This window comes from Niastella populi (assembly GCF_002078015.1).
GTDB lineage: Bacteria > Bacteroidota > Bacteroidia > Chitinophagales > Chitinophagaceae > Niastella > Niastella populi.
Genome location: NZ_LWBP01000201.1, coordinates 56,789 through 71,256, shown reverse-complemented (window position 1 = coordinate 71,256; position 14,468 = coordinate 56,789). Strand labels below are relative to the sequence as shown.

The following is a 14,468-nucleotide window of genomic DNA, read 5'->3' as shown; positions in this document are numbered from 1 at the left end:
CATTATATGTGATTTTATATAATATTAACGATTGCCTGCGGAAATTTAATAATGACCTAAAAACGCAGATTATGAAAATAGTAGTTATTGGCAATGGAATGGTTGGTTACAAGTTTTGTGAAAAACTAACTGCCAAAGCCCAACCGGGACAATTTGAGATCGTTGTTTTTGGTGAAGAAACCCGCCCGGCTTATGATCGCGTGCATCTGAGTGAATATTTTGCCGGAAAAACTGCAGAAGACCTTACAATGGCTCCGCTCGAGTGGTATGCCGAACGGCACATCAGGCTTTACCTCGGCGATCCCGTTTCATATATAGACCGCGAACAGAAAACCGTTCGCTCTCATCACGGAATTAACGAATCGTACGATTATCTGATCCTGGCCACAGGTTCAGCCGCTTTTGTTCCACCCATTCCCGGTGTTGAAAAAGAAGGCGTTTTTATCTATCGCACTATCGAGGACCTCGAAATGATGACGGCTCATGCTAAAAAAGCAAAGACCGGTGCGGTGATCGGTGGCGGTTTGCTCGGTTTGGAAGCTGCCAAAGCCATGATCGATCTGGGTGTTACCAATACCCATGTAATTGAATTTGCTCCCCGCTTAATGCCCCGGCAAATAGATGAAGCCGGTTCCAATATATTAAAGTCAAAGCTCGAATCATTAGGGCTTTCCATTCATACCGGCAAAAACACCAGCGAAATTCTCGGCGATCAGTTCATTACCGGTATGCAGTTCACCGACGATACCAAACTCGATGTGGATATGCTGGTGATCTCAGCCGGCATTAAACCACGCGATGAACTGGCGAAACTGGCCGGACTGGAAACCGGTCATCGCGGTGGTATTGTGGTGAACGACAGACTGGCAACAGACGATCAGTTCATCTTTGCCATTGGCGAATGTGCTTTGCATAATGGAATGATCTATGGTCTGGTAGCGCCCGGTTATGAAATGGCCGAAGTGGTGGCTGCCAACCTGATGGGAGGCGACAAATCGTTCACCGGTTTTGATATGAGCACCAAGCTGAAACTGATAGGCGTTGATGTGGCCAGCTTTGGCGATCCTTTTGTGGCAGCCTCAGAAGGCCGCAGCATTGTGCTGGAAGACCGCATGAAAGGTGTTTACAAACGCATTAATATTTCGCCCGACGGAAAATATTTATTAGGCGGAGTGCTGGTTGGCGATGCAGACGCTTATAATATGTTGCTGCAAACGACCAGGAACAAAGTGGTATTGCCTCCAAATCCCGAAGATGTTATACTCGGCGCCCGCGGCGGTTCAGGTAATGAAGGCGGCGGCGGTGTTTCGGGCCTCCCCGACGATGCATTGATCTGCAGTTGCGAAAGCGTTTCAAAGGGCGATATCTGCAGTGCTGTATGCGATGGTAATGAAACAATGGATGCAATTAAGAAATGCACCAAGGCCGGTACCGGCTGCGGCGGTTGCGTTCCCATGGTAAAAGACCTCATAACCCATACGCTTAAAACACAGGGTAAATATGTTCGCAACGTACTGTGCGAACACTTTAACTATAGCCGTCAGGAGTTGTACGACCTGGTGAAAGTGCATAAGCTCCAGACCTTCGATGAAGTATTGAACAAACTGGGAAGCGGCGATGGTTGCGAACTGTGTAAACCGCCGGTTGCTTCTATCCTTGCCAGTTTGTGGAATGATATGATCCTGGCCAAAGGAAACGATACCGCACAGGATAGCAACGACCGTTTTCTGGCGAATATTCAAAAAGGCGGAACGTACTCGGTAGTGCCCCGTGTTCCCGGTGGTGAAATAACACCTGAAAAACTGATCGTGATAGGACAGGTTGCACAGAAATACAATTTATATACAAAGATCACCGGCGGTCAGCGTATCGACCTGTTTGGCGCGCACGTAAATGACCTGCCCGCTATTTGGGAAGAACTGATCGCTGCCGGTTTTGAAAGCGGGCATGCATATGGTAAAGCATTACGTACGGTAAAAAGCTGCGTGGGTAGTACCTGGTGCCGCTTTGGCCTGCACGACAGCGTTAGCTTCGCTATTCAGATAGAAGAAAGATACCGCGGTTTGCGTGCTCCCCATAAATTGAAATCGGCGGTTTCGGGTTGTATTCGCGAATGCGCCGAAGCGCAAAGCAAGGATTTCGGCATCATCGCTACCGAAAAAGGCTGGAACCTGTATGTATGCGGTAACGGCGGTTCGAAGCCACAACATGCCCTGTTACTCGCAACCGATATCGATTCTGAAACATGTATTAAATATATCGATCGCTTTTTGATGTTCTATATCAAAACTGCCGATCCGTTAACCCGTACCGCTACCTGGCTGAACAAAATGGAAGGCGGCATCGATTATCTGCGCAACGTTGTAGTGAACGATAGCCTGGGATTGGCTGAACAACTGGAAGCAGAAATGCAAACGCTCGTCGATAACTATAAATGCGAATGGAAAGAAGCGGTTGAGAATCCCGAGATCCGCAAGCGTTTCAGCCATTTCGTAAATGCACCTGAGGCGAAAGACCCTTCAATACAATTTGAACCCATGCGGGAACAAAAAAGAGCGAAGGAATGGAAATAGCTAATTTGATAATGTGATAATGTGATATTGGAATACAGGAATACAGATACAGGAAACAGAAATGACAGCCTGTAAGCAACGGACAAACGCAACTACTCAACTGGCAACATGCACCGGATCGAAAGATCATTGCCAGTTCTTCTGATAACATCTGATACTAAAACACTCACACACCCACTTGCTATGTGGCTGGCCGGGCTAATGCCTGTTCCCGCTACGTATAATAACGATTGCTTGCCTGCATCAAAAAGATGCAGCAGGGTTTTTTATTCCCCATATTGAATGCCAGTGAAAAATTTGATCAGTGAAAACTGAATAGGGAATCTCTTTTTGTAAACACAATGTTCATGTTATGATACAAGAAAAAGTACTTACCTGGTTTTTAGCCTGCAAAACATCCGATGTGCCCGAGAATGGTGGAGTATGTGTAAAGTTTCAGGACGAACAGATTGCGCTGTTCAATTTCAGCCGCCGCAAAGAGTGGTATGCAACACAGAATATGTGTCCGCACAGAATGCAAATGGCCTTAAGCCGCGGTATGATCGGCACCCAGAATGGCGAGCCGAAGGTCGCATGCCCCTTCCACAAAAAAACATTTTCGCTCAATACCGGAAAATGTTTGAGCGGCGATGATTGTGGCGATCTGAAAACCTATCCCGTAAAAATTGAAAATGACCGGGTATATATAGGTGTAGAAAATGATTGATCAATAAGAAGTGAACCCCTTGCCGCAAACGGCGGCGGAGGGGCAGGTTTGAAGAGAGGATGATTCTATCGGTTGCCTGCTTATGACTTTGTTAACGATTGCCTGCCATATTTCGAAACCCGATTGTGTAACAAAATTCACCGTATGGTTAGAACCAAAACTACGCCAGCCGATTAAAAAACCCCGGCAGATGGCAGTCTGGCCGGGGTAAGCAAATTTTAAAATGAATCATCATCTTAAAAAAACCAAAACAAAAGTATGAAAAAATTAATTTTCATGGCAGTAACCGGAGTTGTGAGTTTTTTAGGGAAACCTGTCGACGTTGCCGCGCAATTTTCATTGCAGGGGCAGTTGAGAACCCGTTCGGAAGTTCGCGACGGGCTCGGAACGCTCAATGCCAGGGGTACTGACGCTGCTTTTTTCACTTCTCAACGCACCCGTTTAACGTTCGGCTACAAATGGGACCGCGTAAACTTCAACTTGTCTGTACAGGATATCCGCTTATGGGGACAGGATGCTTCCTCTATTAATAATGCCGACGGAAACAAGCTGATGGTTCATGAAGCATGGGCGGAAGTTACGCTCATGAATGTGGCAGATACCACCATTAAAACAAAGGGTATCGATAACCTCTCTTTTAAGATCGGCCGCCAGGCTTTGATATATGATGATGTTCGTTTACTGGGCGACCTCGATTGGTTACAACAGGCCCGCCGCCACGATGCCTTACTGGTAAAGGCATTACACCATGGCTGGCAGCTCGATCTGGGCGCCGGTTTCAACCAGCATTCCGATGCATTTGGCATTACGGGAACGAATTATACCGCAGGTAACGCGCCCCCCTACGTTACCAATTCAATGGGAGCGCTGGTAGCAACCCCTTCGGGATTTTTACCGCTGGCGCCCAATGGTTCAACCGCTGCCGCCAGCAGTAAGGCCGGTGCGCCCGTGCTGAGCAATGCCGTAAGCACCAATGGCATGAACCAGCAATACAAAAGCTTTCAAATGTTATATGTGAGCCGCAAATTCGGCCAAACGAAATTTGCCGGGCTTTTCTTTAAAGATGATTTCTCGAAATACCGCCTCGACTCTGTGGGCAATGCATCTTCAGGGTATGTGTTCGGCAGAAGATATGATGTAAAAGGCGTGAACAGCCGGCTTACCTATGGTTTAATGATCAATGGAACCATTGGCAGTGCCGCCGGTCTGAAAAAATTCTGGCAGGTAGGCGCTTACCTGCAAAGCGGTAAAGACCGCGATGGAAAAGACCTTACCGCTTCACATTTTACCGCCATGCTTACACTGCAGAAAGGTAAATTCAGCTTTGGTCCCGGCTTCGATTATTTATCGGGTAATTCATCATCTACCCCCGCAACTGAATCGCACCGCTTTGATCCCCTGTATGGCACACCGCATAAACATTGGGGATATATGGATTATTATTATGTAGGTACCGGTTCGCCTGTAGGTGGTTTGCAGGATGCTTACTTCAAAGTAAAATACCAGACCAGTGTACTCGCCTTAAGCCTTGACGCACACAATTTCCGGCTGGCAGAAAATATACCCAATGCGGCCGATCCCAATAAAGTTAACATAGATAAAAATTTAGGATATGAGTTTGATTTCACAGCTAACTATTCATTGAACAAATTCACTACCCTCGAACTCGGTTACTCTTTTATGAAGGCGAACAACAGTACCGAGTATGTGAAAAGAGGCACTATGGACCAGGCAAGGCACAATGCCAACTGGGCCTACCTGATGATCAATATTCGTCCGGATTTCTTTTTTAAAAACACGGCAGGCAAATAACGCCAACCATTTCAGATATAAGGAAAGCAGAAACTTTTTTTTAACTTTTTAATCAACAGTTATGGCAGTAACGAATCAGCAACCTCTCGAAAAACTGAAAATATTTTCTCTCAGCGGCATCCAGATGAAAACATTCCATATTACGTGGTTGATGTTCTTTGTTTGTTTCTTTGGCTGGTTTGGCCTGGCTCCGCTTATGCCAACCATACGTGCCGATCTCGGGCTCACAAAGGCACAGATCGGTAATACTATTATCGCTTCGGTATCTTCTACCATCATTGCAAGGCTGATAATAGGCCGGTTGTGCGATACCTGGGGGCCGCGTGTAACAGCGGTGCGCTTACTACTGATCGGAAGCATTCCGGTTTTTCTCGTAGGCCTTGCCAATGACTATACATCATTCCTGTTATTTCGACTGGCTATCGGCGTAATCGGCGCTTCATTCGTAATTACGCAGTTTCACACTTCCATGATGGTTGTGGGAAAAATAAAAGGTACAGCCAACGCTATTACCGGTGGCTGGGGTAACCTCGGTGGCGGAGTTACGAATATGGTAATGCCATTGATATTTGCAGCGATCGTAGGTTTTGGATATACACCTCATAGCGCCTGGCGTTATGCCATGATCGTACCAGGTGTAATGATGCTGATCATCGCTTTTTTATACCATAAGTACACAAAAGACACTCCTGCCGGCAACTATAATGAGATCGGCCGCACCAGGGCCACAAAAGGTAAAACCGACTGGTCAGTTCTTGCCGACTGGCGTGTATGGGCACTTACAATTGGTTATGCAATGTGCTTTGGTATGGAGATCACATTCGATAACGTAGCTTCATTGCATTTCGTCGATACGTTTAAGTTGTCGCAAAGCAGCGCCGGGTTCTGGGCCGGCATATTCGGTATGATGAACATCTTCGCCCGTGCACTGGGTGGTATCGTTTCCGACAAAGTAGGCGGCAAATACGGTATGCGTGGTAAAGGGCTGCTGCTCGGTTCTGTGTTGATGCTCGAAGGACTGGGATTGCTGGTATTTGCCCAGGCTGGTACGTTGGTGTTAGCCATTGCCTCTATGTTGTTATTTGCCCTGTTTTTGAAAATGGCTAACGGCGCAACCTATGGCATCGTTCCTTTCATTAATGAAAAGAACAGCGGTTTGGTTGCCGGTATCGTAGGCGCGGGTGGCAATTTAGGCGGTATGACCTTCGGCTTTTTATTTAAATCGGAGTCTATATCCTATATCGAAGCCTTCCGGTATATAGGTATCATTGTAATTCTTGCTTCCGTTGTCATATTCATTACCCGGTTCAGAAAAGGAGAAGTTAAAGGTGACCTGGAGCCGGCTGTAGCTGTTGCATAGTATAATATTTAAAAAATAAATTCTTGAATGTTGAGTGTTGAAGCGGTTAAGCGCATTAAGGTAACACACAGTCATATTTGGAAAGATGTCATGACGGCCCGGCATTATACTTCAACATTCCACATTCAATATTCAACTGGGTTTTCGGATATTTTATTGATTGCACCTTGTCTTAAAACAGTCCGTATCAAATAAGCATAATCATGAATAATCAGCATCCCGAATCAGTGACTACGACCTGCAGCTATTGTGGCGTTGGATGTGGCATTGTTGTAAATAAAGATAAAAAGGGAAACATAACGGTTGAAGGCGACAGGAACCATCCGGTGAACAAGGGCATGCTGTGCAGCAAAGGCATGAACCTGCATTACACGGTTAACGACAAAAGCGATCGCCTGTTTTACCCGCAAATGCGTTACAACAGGAACATGCCGTTGCAACGGGTATCGTGGGATGAAGCCCTTGACCGTACTGCCGCTGTATTCAAAACCTTTATTGATAAATACGGTCCTGACTCCGTTGCTTTTTATGTATCGGGCCAATGTCTTACCGAAGAATATTACGTGATCAATAAACTCATTAAAGGGTTTATTGGCAGTAATAATATAGATACCAACTCGCGGTTGTGTATGAGCAGCGCGGTGGTTGGGTATAAGATGTCGCTGGGTGAAGACAGTGTGCCCGGTTGTTATGACGATATTGAGCTGGCTGATTGTTTATTTTTTACCGGCGCCAACCCCGCCTGGTGCCATCCTGTTTTATGGCGCCGTGTGGAAGCGCATAAAGCGGCTAATCCTAATGTAAAGATCATTGTGGCCGATCCGCGTAGAACCGATACCTGTTCCATCGCCGATGTTCATTTGCAATTGAACCCGGGTACCGATATAACGTTGAACCACGCTATTGGCAGGTTGCTGATAGAGAACGGTGATGTAGATCTTGATTTTGTAAAGAACCATGCCGAAGGGTTCGAGCAGTATAAAAAGATCGTTTTTCAGCGCACGCTGGCCGAAGCCGCAGAGATTTGCGGCGTTGATGAAATAACGATCAAACTGGCAGCGCAGCATATTGGCAATGCCAAAGGTTTTATGAGCTTTTGGACCATGGGACTTAACCAGAGCGCTGTTGGGGTAAATAAGAATTTAAGTCTCATCAACCTGAACCTGATCACCGGTCACATCGGTAAACCAGGTTCCGGTCCGTTTTCATTGACGGGCCAACCCAATGCCATGGGCGGCCGTGAAGTGGGTGGTTTGGCAAACATGCTGCCGGCACACCGCAACCTGGCCAATGCAGCGCACCGGGCCGAAGTAGCGCAATTCTGGGGCGGCACCACTATAAACCCGAAACCGGGGTTAACCGCAACGGAAATGTTCGATGCGTTGAACGATGGCCGGTTAAAAGCCATCTGGATCATTTGTACCAACCCGCTGGTGAGTTTGCCCAATGTGCGTGTTGCCGAGGAAGGGCTGAAAAAAGCGAAGTTTGTGGTAGTACAGGAAATGAGCAACCGCCCCGAAACGCTGAAATATGCCGATGTCATTCTGCCTGCCGCCACCTGGACGGAGAAAGAAGGTACCATGACCAATAGTGAACGAAGAATTTCTTATCTGAATAAAATTGTAGACGCGCCCGGTGAAGCATTGCCCGATGCGGAGATCATTTGCCGCTTTGCGGAGAAAATGGGTTATCATGGCTTCGATTATAAAGACGCTTCCGCTATTTATGATGAACATGCAAAACTAACCGAAGGCACCAATATCGATATCAGTGGGTTAAACTATAGTACTATAAAAAACAGGAGGACGGTGCAATGGCCCTTTCCCAAAGGGGAAACGGGCCAGGGCACTGCGCGTTTGTTTACCGACAAAAAATTTTATACGCCTTCTGCCAAAGCCATCATTCACCCGGTGCCCGACGACCTCACCAGTGAAAAACCCGATGGTGATTTTCCGTTTATTCTAACTACCGGCCGTATTCGCGATCAATGGCATACGATGAGCAAAACCGGCAAGGTGAACAAGCTCAAACAACATATTTCACAGGCGTTCCTTGAAATTCATCCCGAAGATGCGCGCCGCCTGCATATTAAAGATGGCGATATTACCATAGTAAATTCGCGCCGGGGTGAAGTACAGGTAAAGGCCTCGGTAAGCAATACAATAAAAAAGGGCGTGGTATTTCTGCCCATGCACTGGGGTAAAATATTGAATAATGATCTCAACCGGGCCAACAACGTTACCAGCCCTATGTTAGATCCGCTTTCAAAAGAGCCCGATTTCAAATACTGTGCGGTACAGGTAGCGGCATATAAAAAGCCCCGCCAGCGGGTAGTGATCATTGGCGCCGGCGCCGGTGCTTTTGGTTTTGTGAAGTCGTACCGCGAAATAAACAGCGAAGATGAACTGGTGATCTTCAGCAAAGAGAACTTTCCTTTTTACAATCGTGTGATGTTACCCGATTATATCAGCGGTACACAAAGCTGGGAGCAGTTGATAAAAATGAAGGAAGCGGAGGAACCGGATTACAATATCAAATTGTATAAAGGCGTAAGTATCGAGAAGATCGACCGTCAGAATAAATGTGTGATAGATTCAACCGGCCGCACCACTTACTACGATGTGTTGCTGATGGCAACCGGAAGCCGTGCTGCAGTGCCGCGCAATGTGCCCGGCCTGAAAGGTATTTTTACCATGCGCAGCCGTACCGATGCCGATGATTTTAAAAACCACGTACCGGCCGATGGCCATGTGGTGATCGTAGGTGGTGGATTGCTCGGACTTGAGCTGGCTGCCAGTTTGCGGGAAGTAAATGTTAAGGTTACCATTATACAACGCATTTCGCGTTTCCTCGACAGGCAGCTCGATCCGTTGGGAAGCCAGCTATTGCACGACGAGATGGTTGATCAGCAATGCGATATTTATTACGATGATGAAGTGCAGTTGTTCTATGGCCGAAGCGAGCTCACCGGTATTCGCCTCAAGAGCGGAAAGGTGATCGATTGTAATGCGCTGGTATTTGCCATAGGCACCATTCCCAATATTGAGCTGGCGAAAGAAACCGGTTTGCATTGCCAGCGGGGAGTGATCGTAAATGACCGCCTGCAAACCAGCGACCCGAACATTTTTGCCATAGGTGAAATTGCCGAGTTCAATGGGGTTTTATATGGTATTACCGCAGCGGCAGAACAACAGGCGCACGTGGTAGCCCGCTATTTGATGGGCGATATCGCCAGTTATTACACCGGCAGTTTGTTCATGAACATCATCAAGATCCATGGTTTCGATCTGTGCAGCATAGGAATTCCCGAATGTCCCAATGACGATTATGAAGAAGTGATCTTTCTCGATAAGGCAAAACGGTATTATAAAAAATGTATCATTCACCAGGACCGCCTGGTAGGCGCCATTCTCATTGGCGATAAAAGTGAGTTCCAGGAATTCAGGGAGCTGATCGCGAATAAGATCGAACTGAATGAAAAACGCCTGCAGCTGTTGCGCAGTGGTAAAAAGGCAGATCCGGTTCTTGGAAAACTGGTATGCAGCTGTAATAATGTGGGCAGTGAGAATTTGAAGAATAAGATCAACGAAGGTTGTACCGATTTCAAACAACTGTGCACACTGACAGGTGCAGGAACGGGTTGCGGTTCCTGCCGGCCTGAAGTGCAAAGGATCCTTGAAGAGACATTGACAAATGCGACGAGCACTTTGTTGGTAAAGTAGAAAAGGCAACGAGGCATAAAGTCAGAGAGGTAAGAAGAAGCGAGGCCGGAATTAAAGACCCACAAACCACAAACCATAAACTGAAAGTTGAGAACCAGGAGTAAGAATTTATGCGTAAGTATCATCATATAAAAATCAATCTTCCCGGTGGCATCATTCCCGCCGGTGATCTGCATGCATGGATGGAAGCGGCGGAAAAATGCGGGGTAGAGCAGGTGCAGTTTGGCAACCGGCAGCAATTGTATTGCCGCGCCGAAAGTTCCAATGAAAAAGAATTTCGCGCAGCGCTTGACCAGCTGGGGGTTATTTATGAGGTGAATAAAGATGAGTACGCGAACATTCTTACTTCATACGTGGCAGAAGACGTATTTCAAAACGCCAACTGGTTAAGTGAAGGGGTATATAAAGATATCCTCGGCCTGTTCGATTACCGGCCGCAACTGAAGCTGAACCTGGTTGATGCGAACCAGAGCTTTATTCCCTTCTTTACCGGCAATATCAACTTCATTTCATCGCAGGTAAACAATTATTGGTACCTCTACATTCGCTTTCCCAAAACTACGGTTATCTATTGCTGGAAAGGATTGATCTATTCAGATGATATTCCGCGCATGACCAAACTGGTGGAAGACGCCATCATGGAAAATAAAACACTCACCGATGGCGATGCACTGTATGATATGGTGCATAAAAAAGAACAGTTCATTATGCAGCCGGTTGTTGCGGAACTGAGCATTCCCCAGTTTGCCTTGCCTTATTATGAAGGGTTCAACCGGTATGGCGAGAAGACCTGGCTGGGCATTTATCGCCGCGATGAATGTTTCCCGGTTTCCTTTCTGAAAGATATTGCTTCGTTGTGTTTGAAGACCAAGGTGGGGCAGCTTTACATTACCCCCTGGAAATCGCTTATTGTAAAAGGTATTGCGCAGAACGACCGTACAGCATGGGAGTACGTTTTGAACACGCATCGCATCAACGTGCATCATGCCGCCAATGAACTGAACTGGCAAATAGAAGATCTGAGCGAAGAAGGTTTGAACCTGAAACGGTATATCATTCGCCAGTTCGATAAAGATGATGTGCGCACACATGGGCTCAGCTTTGCCATCAAAACAAAATCAAAATCGGGTTTATTTGGTTTGTTTGGTGGGGTAGTGATCGCCAGGCAGCAAAATGCCAGCCGCAATAAAAGCGCGGCCATGAACCGGTACGATATCATGTATACAAAGGATTTCAATCCCAACAGCCGCGAGTATATCTTGTTTCGCAAGGGGGTGCAGAAAGAAGAACTGGGCGCTTACCTGATATCGCTATGTAAATATTTTTATGACCTTACCACTGAAGCCGATAAGATCCTGCACAGCGTTTACCGCCAGGAAGTAGTGCAGGACACGGTTGCCAAAGCGCCGGTAAATATGCCCGTTATTTACCAGTGTAAGCACTGTTTTACCGTGTATGATGAACAATATGGCGACACCATAAATGACATTGCGCCGGGTACGGCATTCAGCCTGTTGCCCGATACATATCAGTGCCCGGTATGTGAATCCTCAAAATCGGAGTTCCGGGCAGTGCAGGGGGAAGGCGTTAAGGCCTAGGGTTACAGGAAAATGTTGAAATTTCATCATATTTAACATACCTTTTTTTCTACCGTGTGTAACAGAGGGTTTGGTTCCGGGCGCTTGCGCCTTGGCTGCTGAACCCTTATCTTTGTTACATGAAACCCACTATTACTATAGAATATTGTCCAAAATGCGGATGGCTGCTCCGTGCGGCTTATATGGCACAGGAGTTGTTGACAACCTTTGCCGATGAGTTGCAGGGTGTGCTGCTGCAACCCAGTGAGGTAAGTGGCCGGTATACTATTTGCATCGGAGAGCAAAAGATATTCGATCGAAAAGAAGTTGGCGGTTTCCTTGAAATAAAAGAAGTGAAGCAATTGGTGCGTGATGTGATAGCGCCGGGGAAAAGCCTCGGGCATGCAGATCGCAAAGTACACGAGTAATGCTATTATTGATCACATTCCAGTATTTATATTATGGAAAACTTGTTGGGTGTAATACTATGTGGCGGCGAAAGTAAACGTATGGGCTCCGACAAGGGGCTGATGCCGATTCGTAATACCATATGGGCCAAGCATATGCATGAAAAGCTGGCCATGTTTCACCTCCCGGTGATCTATTCGGTTAACGAGCAACAGGTGCATACCTACGTTGAAGAGATTTCCCCCGAATTATTAGTGGTTGATAATGCTGAAGTGGAAGGCCCGCTGAAAGGACTGCTCAGCGTTCATCAACGATATCCCGATAAAGACCTGCTGTTGCTGGCTTGCGATATGCTCGACCTCGATGCCGCATCCATCGACTATCTGCTGCAGGAATATATGCGCGATAACCAGTTCGATTTTTATGTTTACCAGGATGTGGATTTTGCCCAGCCGTTCTGCGGTATATATACCCGCACCGGCCTGGAAAAAGTAGCCGGCCGTATTATGATCGGCCGTTTAGAGAATTACAGTCTGCAAGCCATCTTCGATGAAGGATGTACATTGCGTTTGCCTATGCGCTCGCAGCATGTTTTCCGCAATTATAATTCGAATGCCGATATAGAGGCTTACTTTGAACATCCTTAAATTCAATTTGATAATGTGAGAATTTGATAATGCTTCATGTGCAGCGGTTCTTATAAAAGCGAAGCTCACGCGTAAGCATCCATTATTCTGTATTCATTATCAAATTATCACATTATCGAATTATCAAATTAGCTTAGCACATTTTTTTCACTAAGTTCCCTGTTATACGTATTCCCCGCTCAACATCGTCGCCCCAGGGACGACCATAGCCTATTCGAATATAATTACTATACCTGTTGCGCATGGAGAAAATTCTTCCCGGCGCTACCGATACCTGGTACTTCATCGCTTCCTGGTATAGTTGAAATGTATTCACTTTTTTATTCAGTTCTAACCATAATACAAACCCGCCCTGCGGCCGCGATACTTTGGTATCGGCAGGAAAATGATCGAGTATGCCCTGTACATACCGCAGTTGCTGCGTGTGCAGTGCGGTACGTAATTTTTTCAAATGAAAATCGAAGCGGCCAATGCCAAGGAAATGCGCCATGGTATGTTGTGTAATGGTAACACCCGCAATGGTATGCCGCATCTTCAGTCGGATAAGTTGTTCTTTAAAGCGGCCGGGGATCGTCCACCCGATGCGGTAACCCGGCGCCAGCGATTTGCTGATGGAAGAACAATACAGCACCCAGCCTTCGGTATCGTAGGTTTTGCAACAGCGCGGGCGGTGATGGCCGAAATACAGTTCGCCATAAATATCATCTTCGATCAGGGGTATGCGATGTTTGGTGATCAGTTCAACCAGCGCCTTTTTATTTTCATCGGGCATACAACAACCCAGCGGGTTATTGAAACTGGGAACAAACACACAAGCTTTGATCTTCGATTTTTTAATGGCCTGCTCAAGGTAATTGAGGTCAACGCCGGTAACCGCATCCGTAGGGATCTCGATCACATGCAGTCCCAGCGTTTGCATAACCTGGAAAATGCCAAAGAAGGTAGGCGTTTCAATGGCCACCGTATCACCCGGACGGGTAACTGCCTGCAGCGAAAGCGAAAGCGCTTCCATACAACCGGCAGTGATCACCACATCGTTATCGGCTATTTTTCCGCCCCAGTTAAAGGCCATGCGGGCAACCTGCTTGCGTAATTCAGGATTACCCTGTACATCTTCATACTGAATACAACTAGTGGGGGAATTGCGAAAGGCATGTACTATGCTTTTATTGAGTTTGGCCAATGGCAGCAGTTCAACAGCCGGTGCTGCGAGGGCAAGGTTGGTAATATCGGTGGCGCTTAATTTTTTAAAAACGGCGGCCACCATTTCATCAACACTTACCGAATCACCCAGCGTTTCAGGTTTGGGCGCGGCGGGCAGCGCAGGGTACCGCTTTTGGCTGAACCTTACATAATAACCCGATTTGGGGCGCGACTCAATAAGCCCTTTTCCTTCGAGATAATAATAGGCCTGAAAAGCTGTGCCCATGCTGATGCCGTATTCGTTGCTCAGCATACGAACCGAGGGAAGTTTATCGCCGATCTTCAGTATTTCATTCTGGATCATTTGTTCCAGGTTTCCCGCGATCTGCAGGTACAGGTGATCGGCCCCGTTCAGTTTGTTTTTGTGCATCTGGTGGTTGGTTCAGTTATAGGATCTGATATAGTTAAAGTTACTGATTTTTTAACTGTATCAGTGCGGTGGAGGGGGAGTTGACTGGTT

9 protein-coding genes are annotated in these 14,468 nt (G+C 46.8%); 8 read left to right on the top strand and 1 reads right to left on the bottom strand.

All coding sequences use genetic code 11. From position 1 onward, the window contains the following. Nucleotides 1–71: 71 nt before the first annotated feature. From nirB to mobA, 8 genes are all read left to right on the top strand, one after another. Nucleotides 72–2,573 (top strand): nitrite reductase large subunit NirB, encoded by a 2,502-nt coding sequence (gene nirB, locus A4R26_RS23760; protein WP_081169032.1) that lies wholly within the window; start codon nt 72–74, stop codon nt 2,571–2,573. A gap of 352 nt (nt 2,574–2,925) precedes the next feature. Beyond that, nucleotides 2,926–3,279 carry a nitrite reductase small subunit NirD gene (nirD, locus tag A4R26_RS23755; RefSeq protein WP_081169031.1) on the top strand — a complete coding sequence of 118 codons (354 nt, stop codon included), beginning with the start codon at nt 2,926–2,928 and terminating at the stop codon, nt 3,277–3,279. Nucleotides 3,280–3,537: 258 nt separating this feature from the next. Further along, a complete protein-coding gene (locus A4R26_RS23750; protein WP_081169030.1) occupies nt 3,538–5,091 on the top strand; it encodes an alginate export family protein in 1,554 nt (517 codons plus the stop codon). 61 nt (nt 5,092–5,152) lie between these two features. Then, nucleotides 5,153–6,451 carry an MFS transporter gene (locus A4R26_RS23745; protein WP_081169029.1) on the top strand — a complete coding sequence of 433 codons (1,299 nt, stop codon included), beginning with the start codon at nt 5,153–5,155 and terminating at the stop codon, nt 6,449–6,451. 203 nt (nt 6,452–6,654) lie between these two features. Beyond that, complete coding sequence (locus A4R26_RS23740) at nt 6,655–10,173, top strand: nitrate reductase (RefSeq protein WP_081169028.1); 3,519 nt, start codon at nt 6,655–6,657, stop codon at nt 10,171–10,173. A 110-nt stretch (nt 10,174–10,283) separates the two neighbouring features. Then, nucleotides 10,284–11,771: a rubredoxin gene (locus A4R26_RS35975; RefSeq protein ID WP_081169027.1), complete on the top strand. Its 1,488-nt coding sequence runs from the start codon at nt 10,284–10,286 to the stop codon at nt 11,769–11,771. Between the two features lie 119 nt (nt 11,772–11,890). Beyond that, nucleotides 11,891–12,178 carry an Rdx family protein gene (locus A4R26_RS23730; RefSeq protein ID WP_081169026.1) on the top strand — a complete coding sequence of 96 codons (288 nt, stop codon included), beginning with the start codon at nt 11,891–11,893 and terminating at the stop codon, nt 12,176–12,178. A 33-nt stretch (nt 12,179–12,211) separates the two neighbouring features. After that, nucleotides 12,212–12,805 carry a molybdenum cofactor guanylyltransferase gene (gene mobA, locus A4R26_RS23725; protein WP_081169025.1) on the top strand — a complete coding sequence of 198 codons (594 nt, stop codon included), beginning with the start codon at nt 12,212–12,214 and terminating at the stop codon, nt 12,803–12,805. A gap of 133 nt (nt 12,806–12,938) precedes the next feature. Here the strand turns inward: mobA and A4R26_RS23720 are convergent, their stop codons facing one another. Continuing rightward, on the bottom strand, nt 12,939–14,378 hold the full coding sequence (locus tag A4R26_RS23720; RefSeq protein ID WP_081169024.1) for an aminotransferase-like domain-containing protein: 1,440 nt from the start codon (nt 14,376–14,378) through the stop codon (nt 12,939–12,941). Nucleotides 14,379–14,468: the final 90 nt, after the last annotated feature.

Coding starts and splice junctions, on each gene's coding strand:
- A4R26_RS23720 (WP_081169024.1), bottom strand. CDS start 14,378: ATGCACAAAAACAAACTGAACGGGGCCGATCACCTGTACCTGCAGATC.
- A4R26_RS23730 (WP_081169026.1), top strand. CDS start 11,891: ATGAAACCCACTATTACTATAGAATATTGTCCAAAATGCGGATGGCTG.
- A4R26_RS23745 (WP_081169029.1), top strand. CDS start 5,153: ATGGCAGTAACGAATCAGCAACCTCTCGAAAAACTGAAAATATTTTCT.
- nirD (WP_081169031.1), top strand. CDS start 2,926: ATGATACAAGAAAAAGTACTTACCTGGTTTTTAGCCTGCAAAACATCC.
- A4R26_RS23750 (WP_081169030.1), top strand. CDS start 3,538: ATGAAAAAATTAATTTTCATGGCAGTAACCGGAGTTGTGAGTTTTTTA.
- A4R26_RS23740 (WP_081169028.1), top strand. CDS start 6,655: ATGAATAATCAGCATCCCGAATCAGTGACTACGACCTGCAGCTATTGT.
- A4R26_RS35975 (WP_081169027.1), top strand. CDS start 10,284: ATGCGTAAGTATCATCATATAAAAATCAATCTTCCCGGTGGCATCATT.
- nirB (WP_081169032.1), top strand. CDS start 72: ATGAAAATAGTAGTTATTGGCAATGGAATGGTTGGTTACAAGTTTTGT.
- mobA (WP_081169025.1), top strand. CDS start 12,212: ATGGAAAACTTGTTGGGTGTAATACTATGTGGCGGCGAAAGTAAACGT.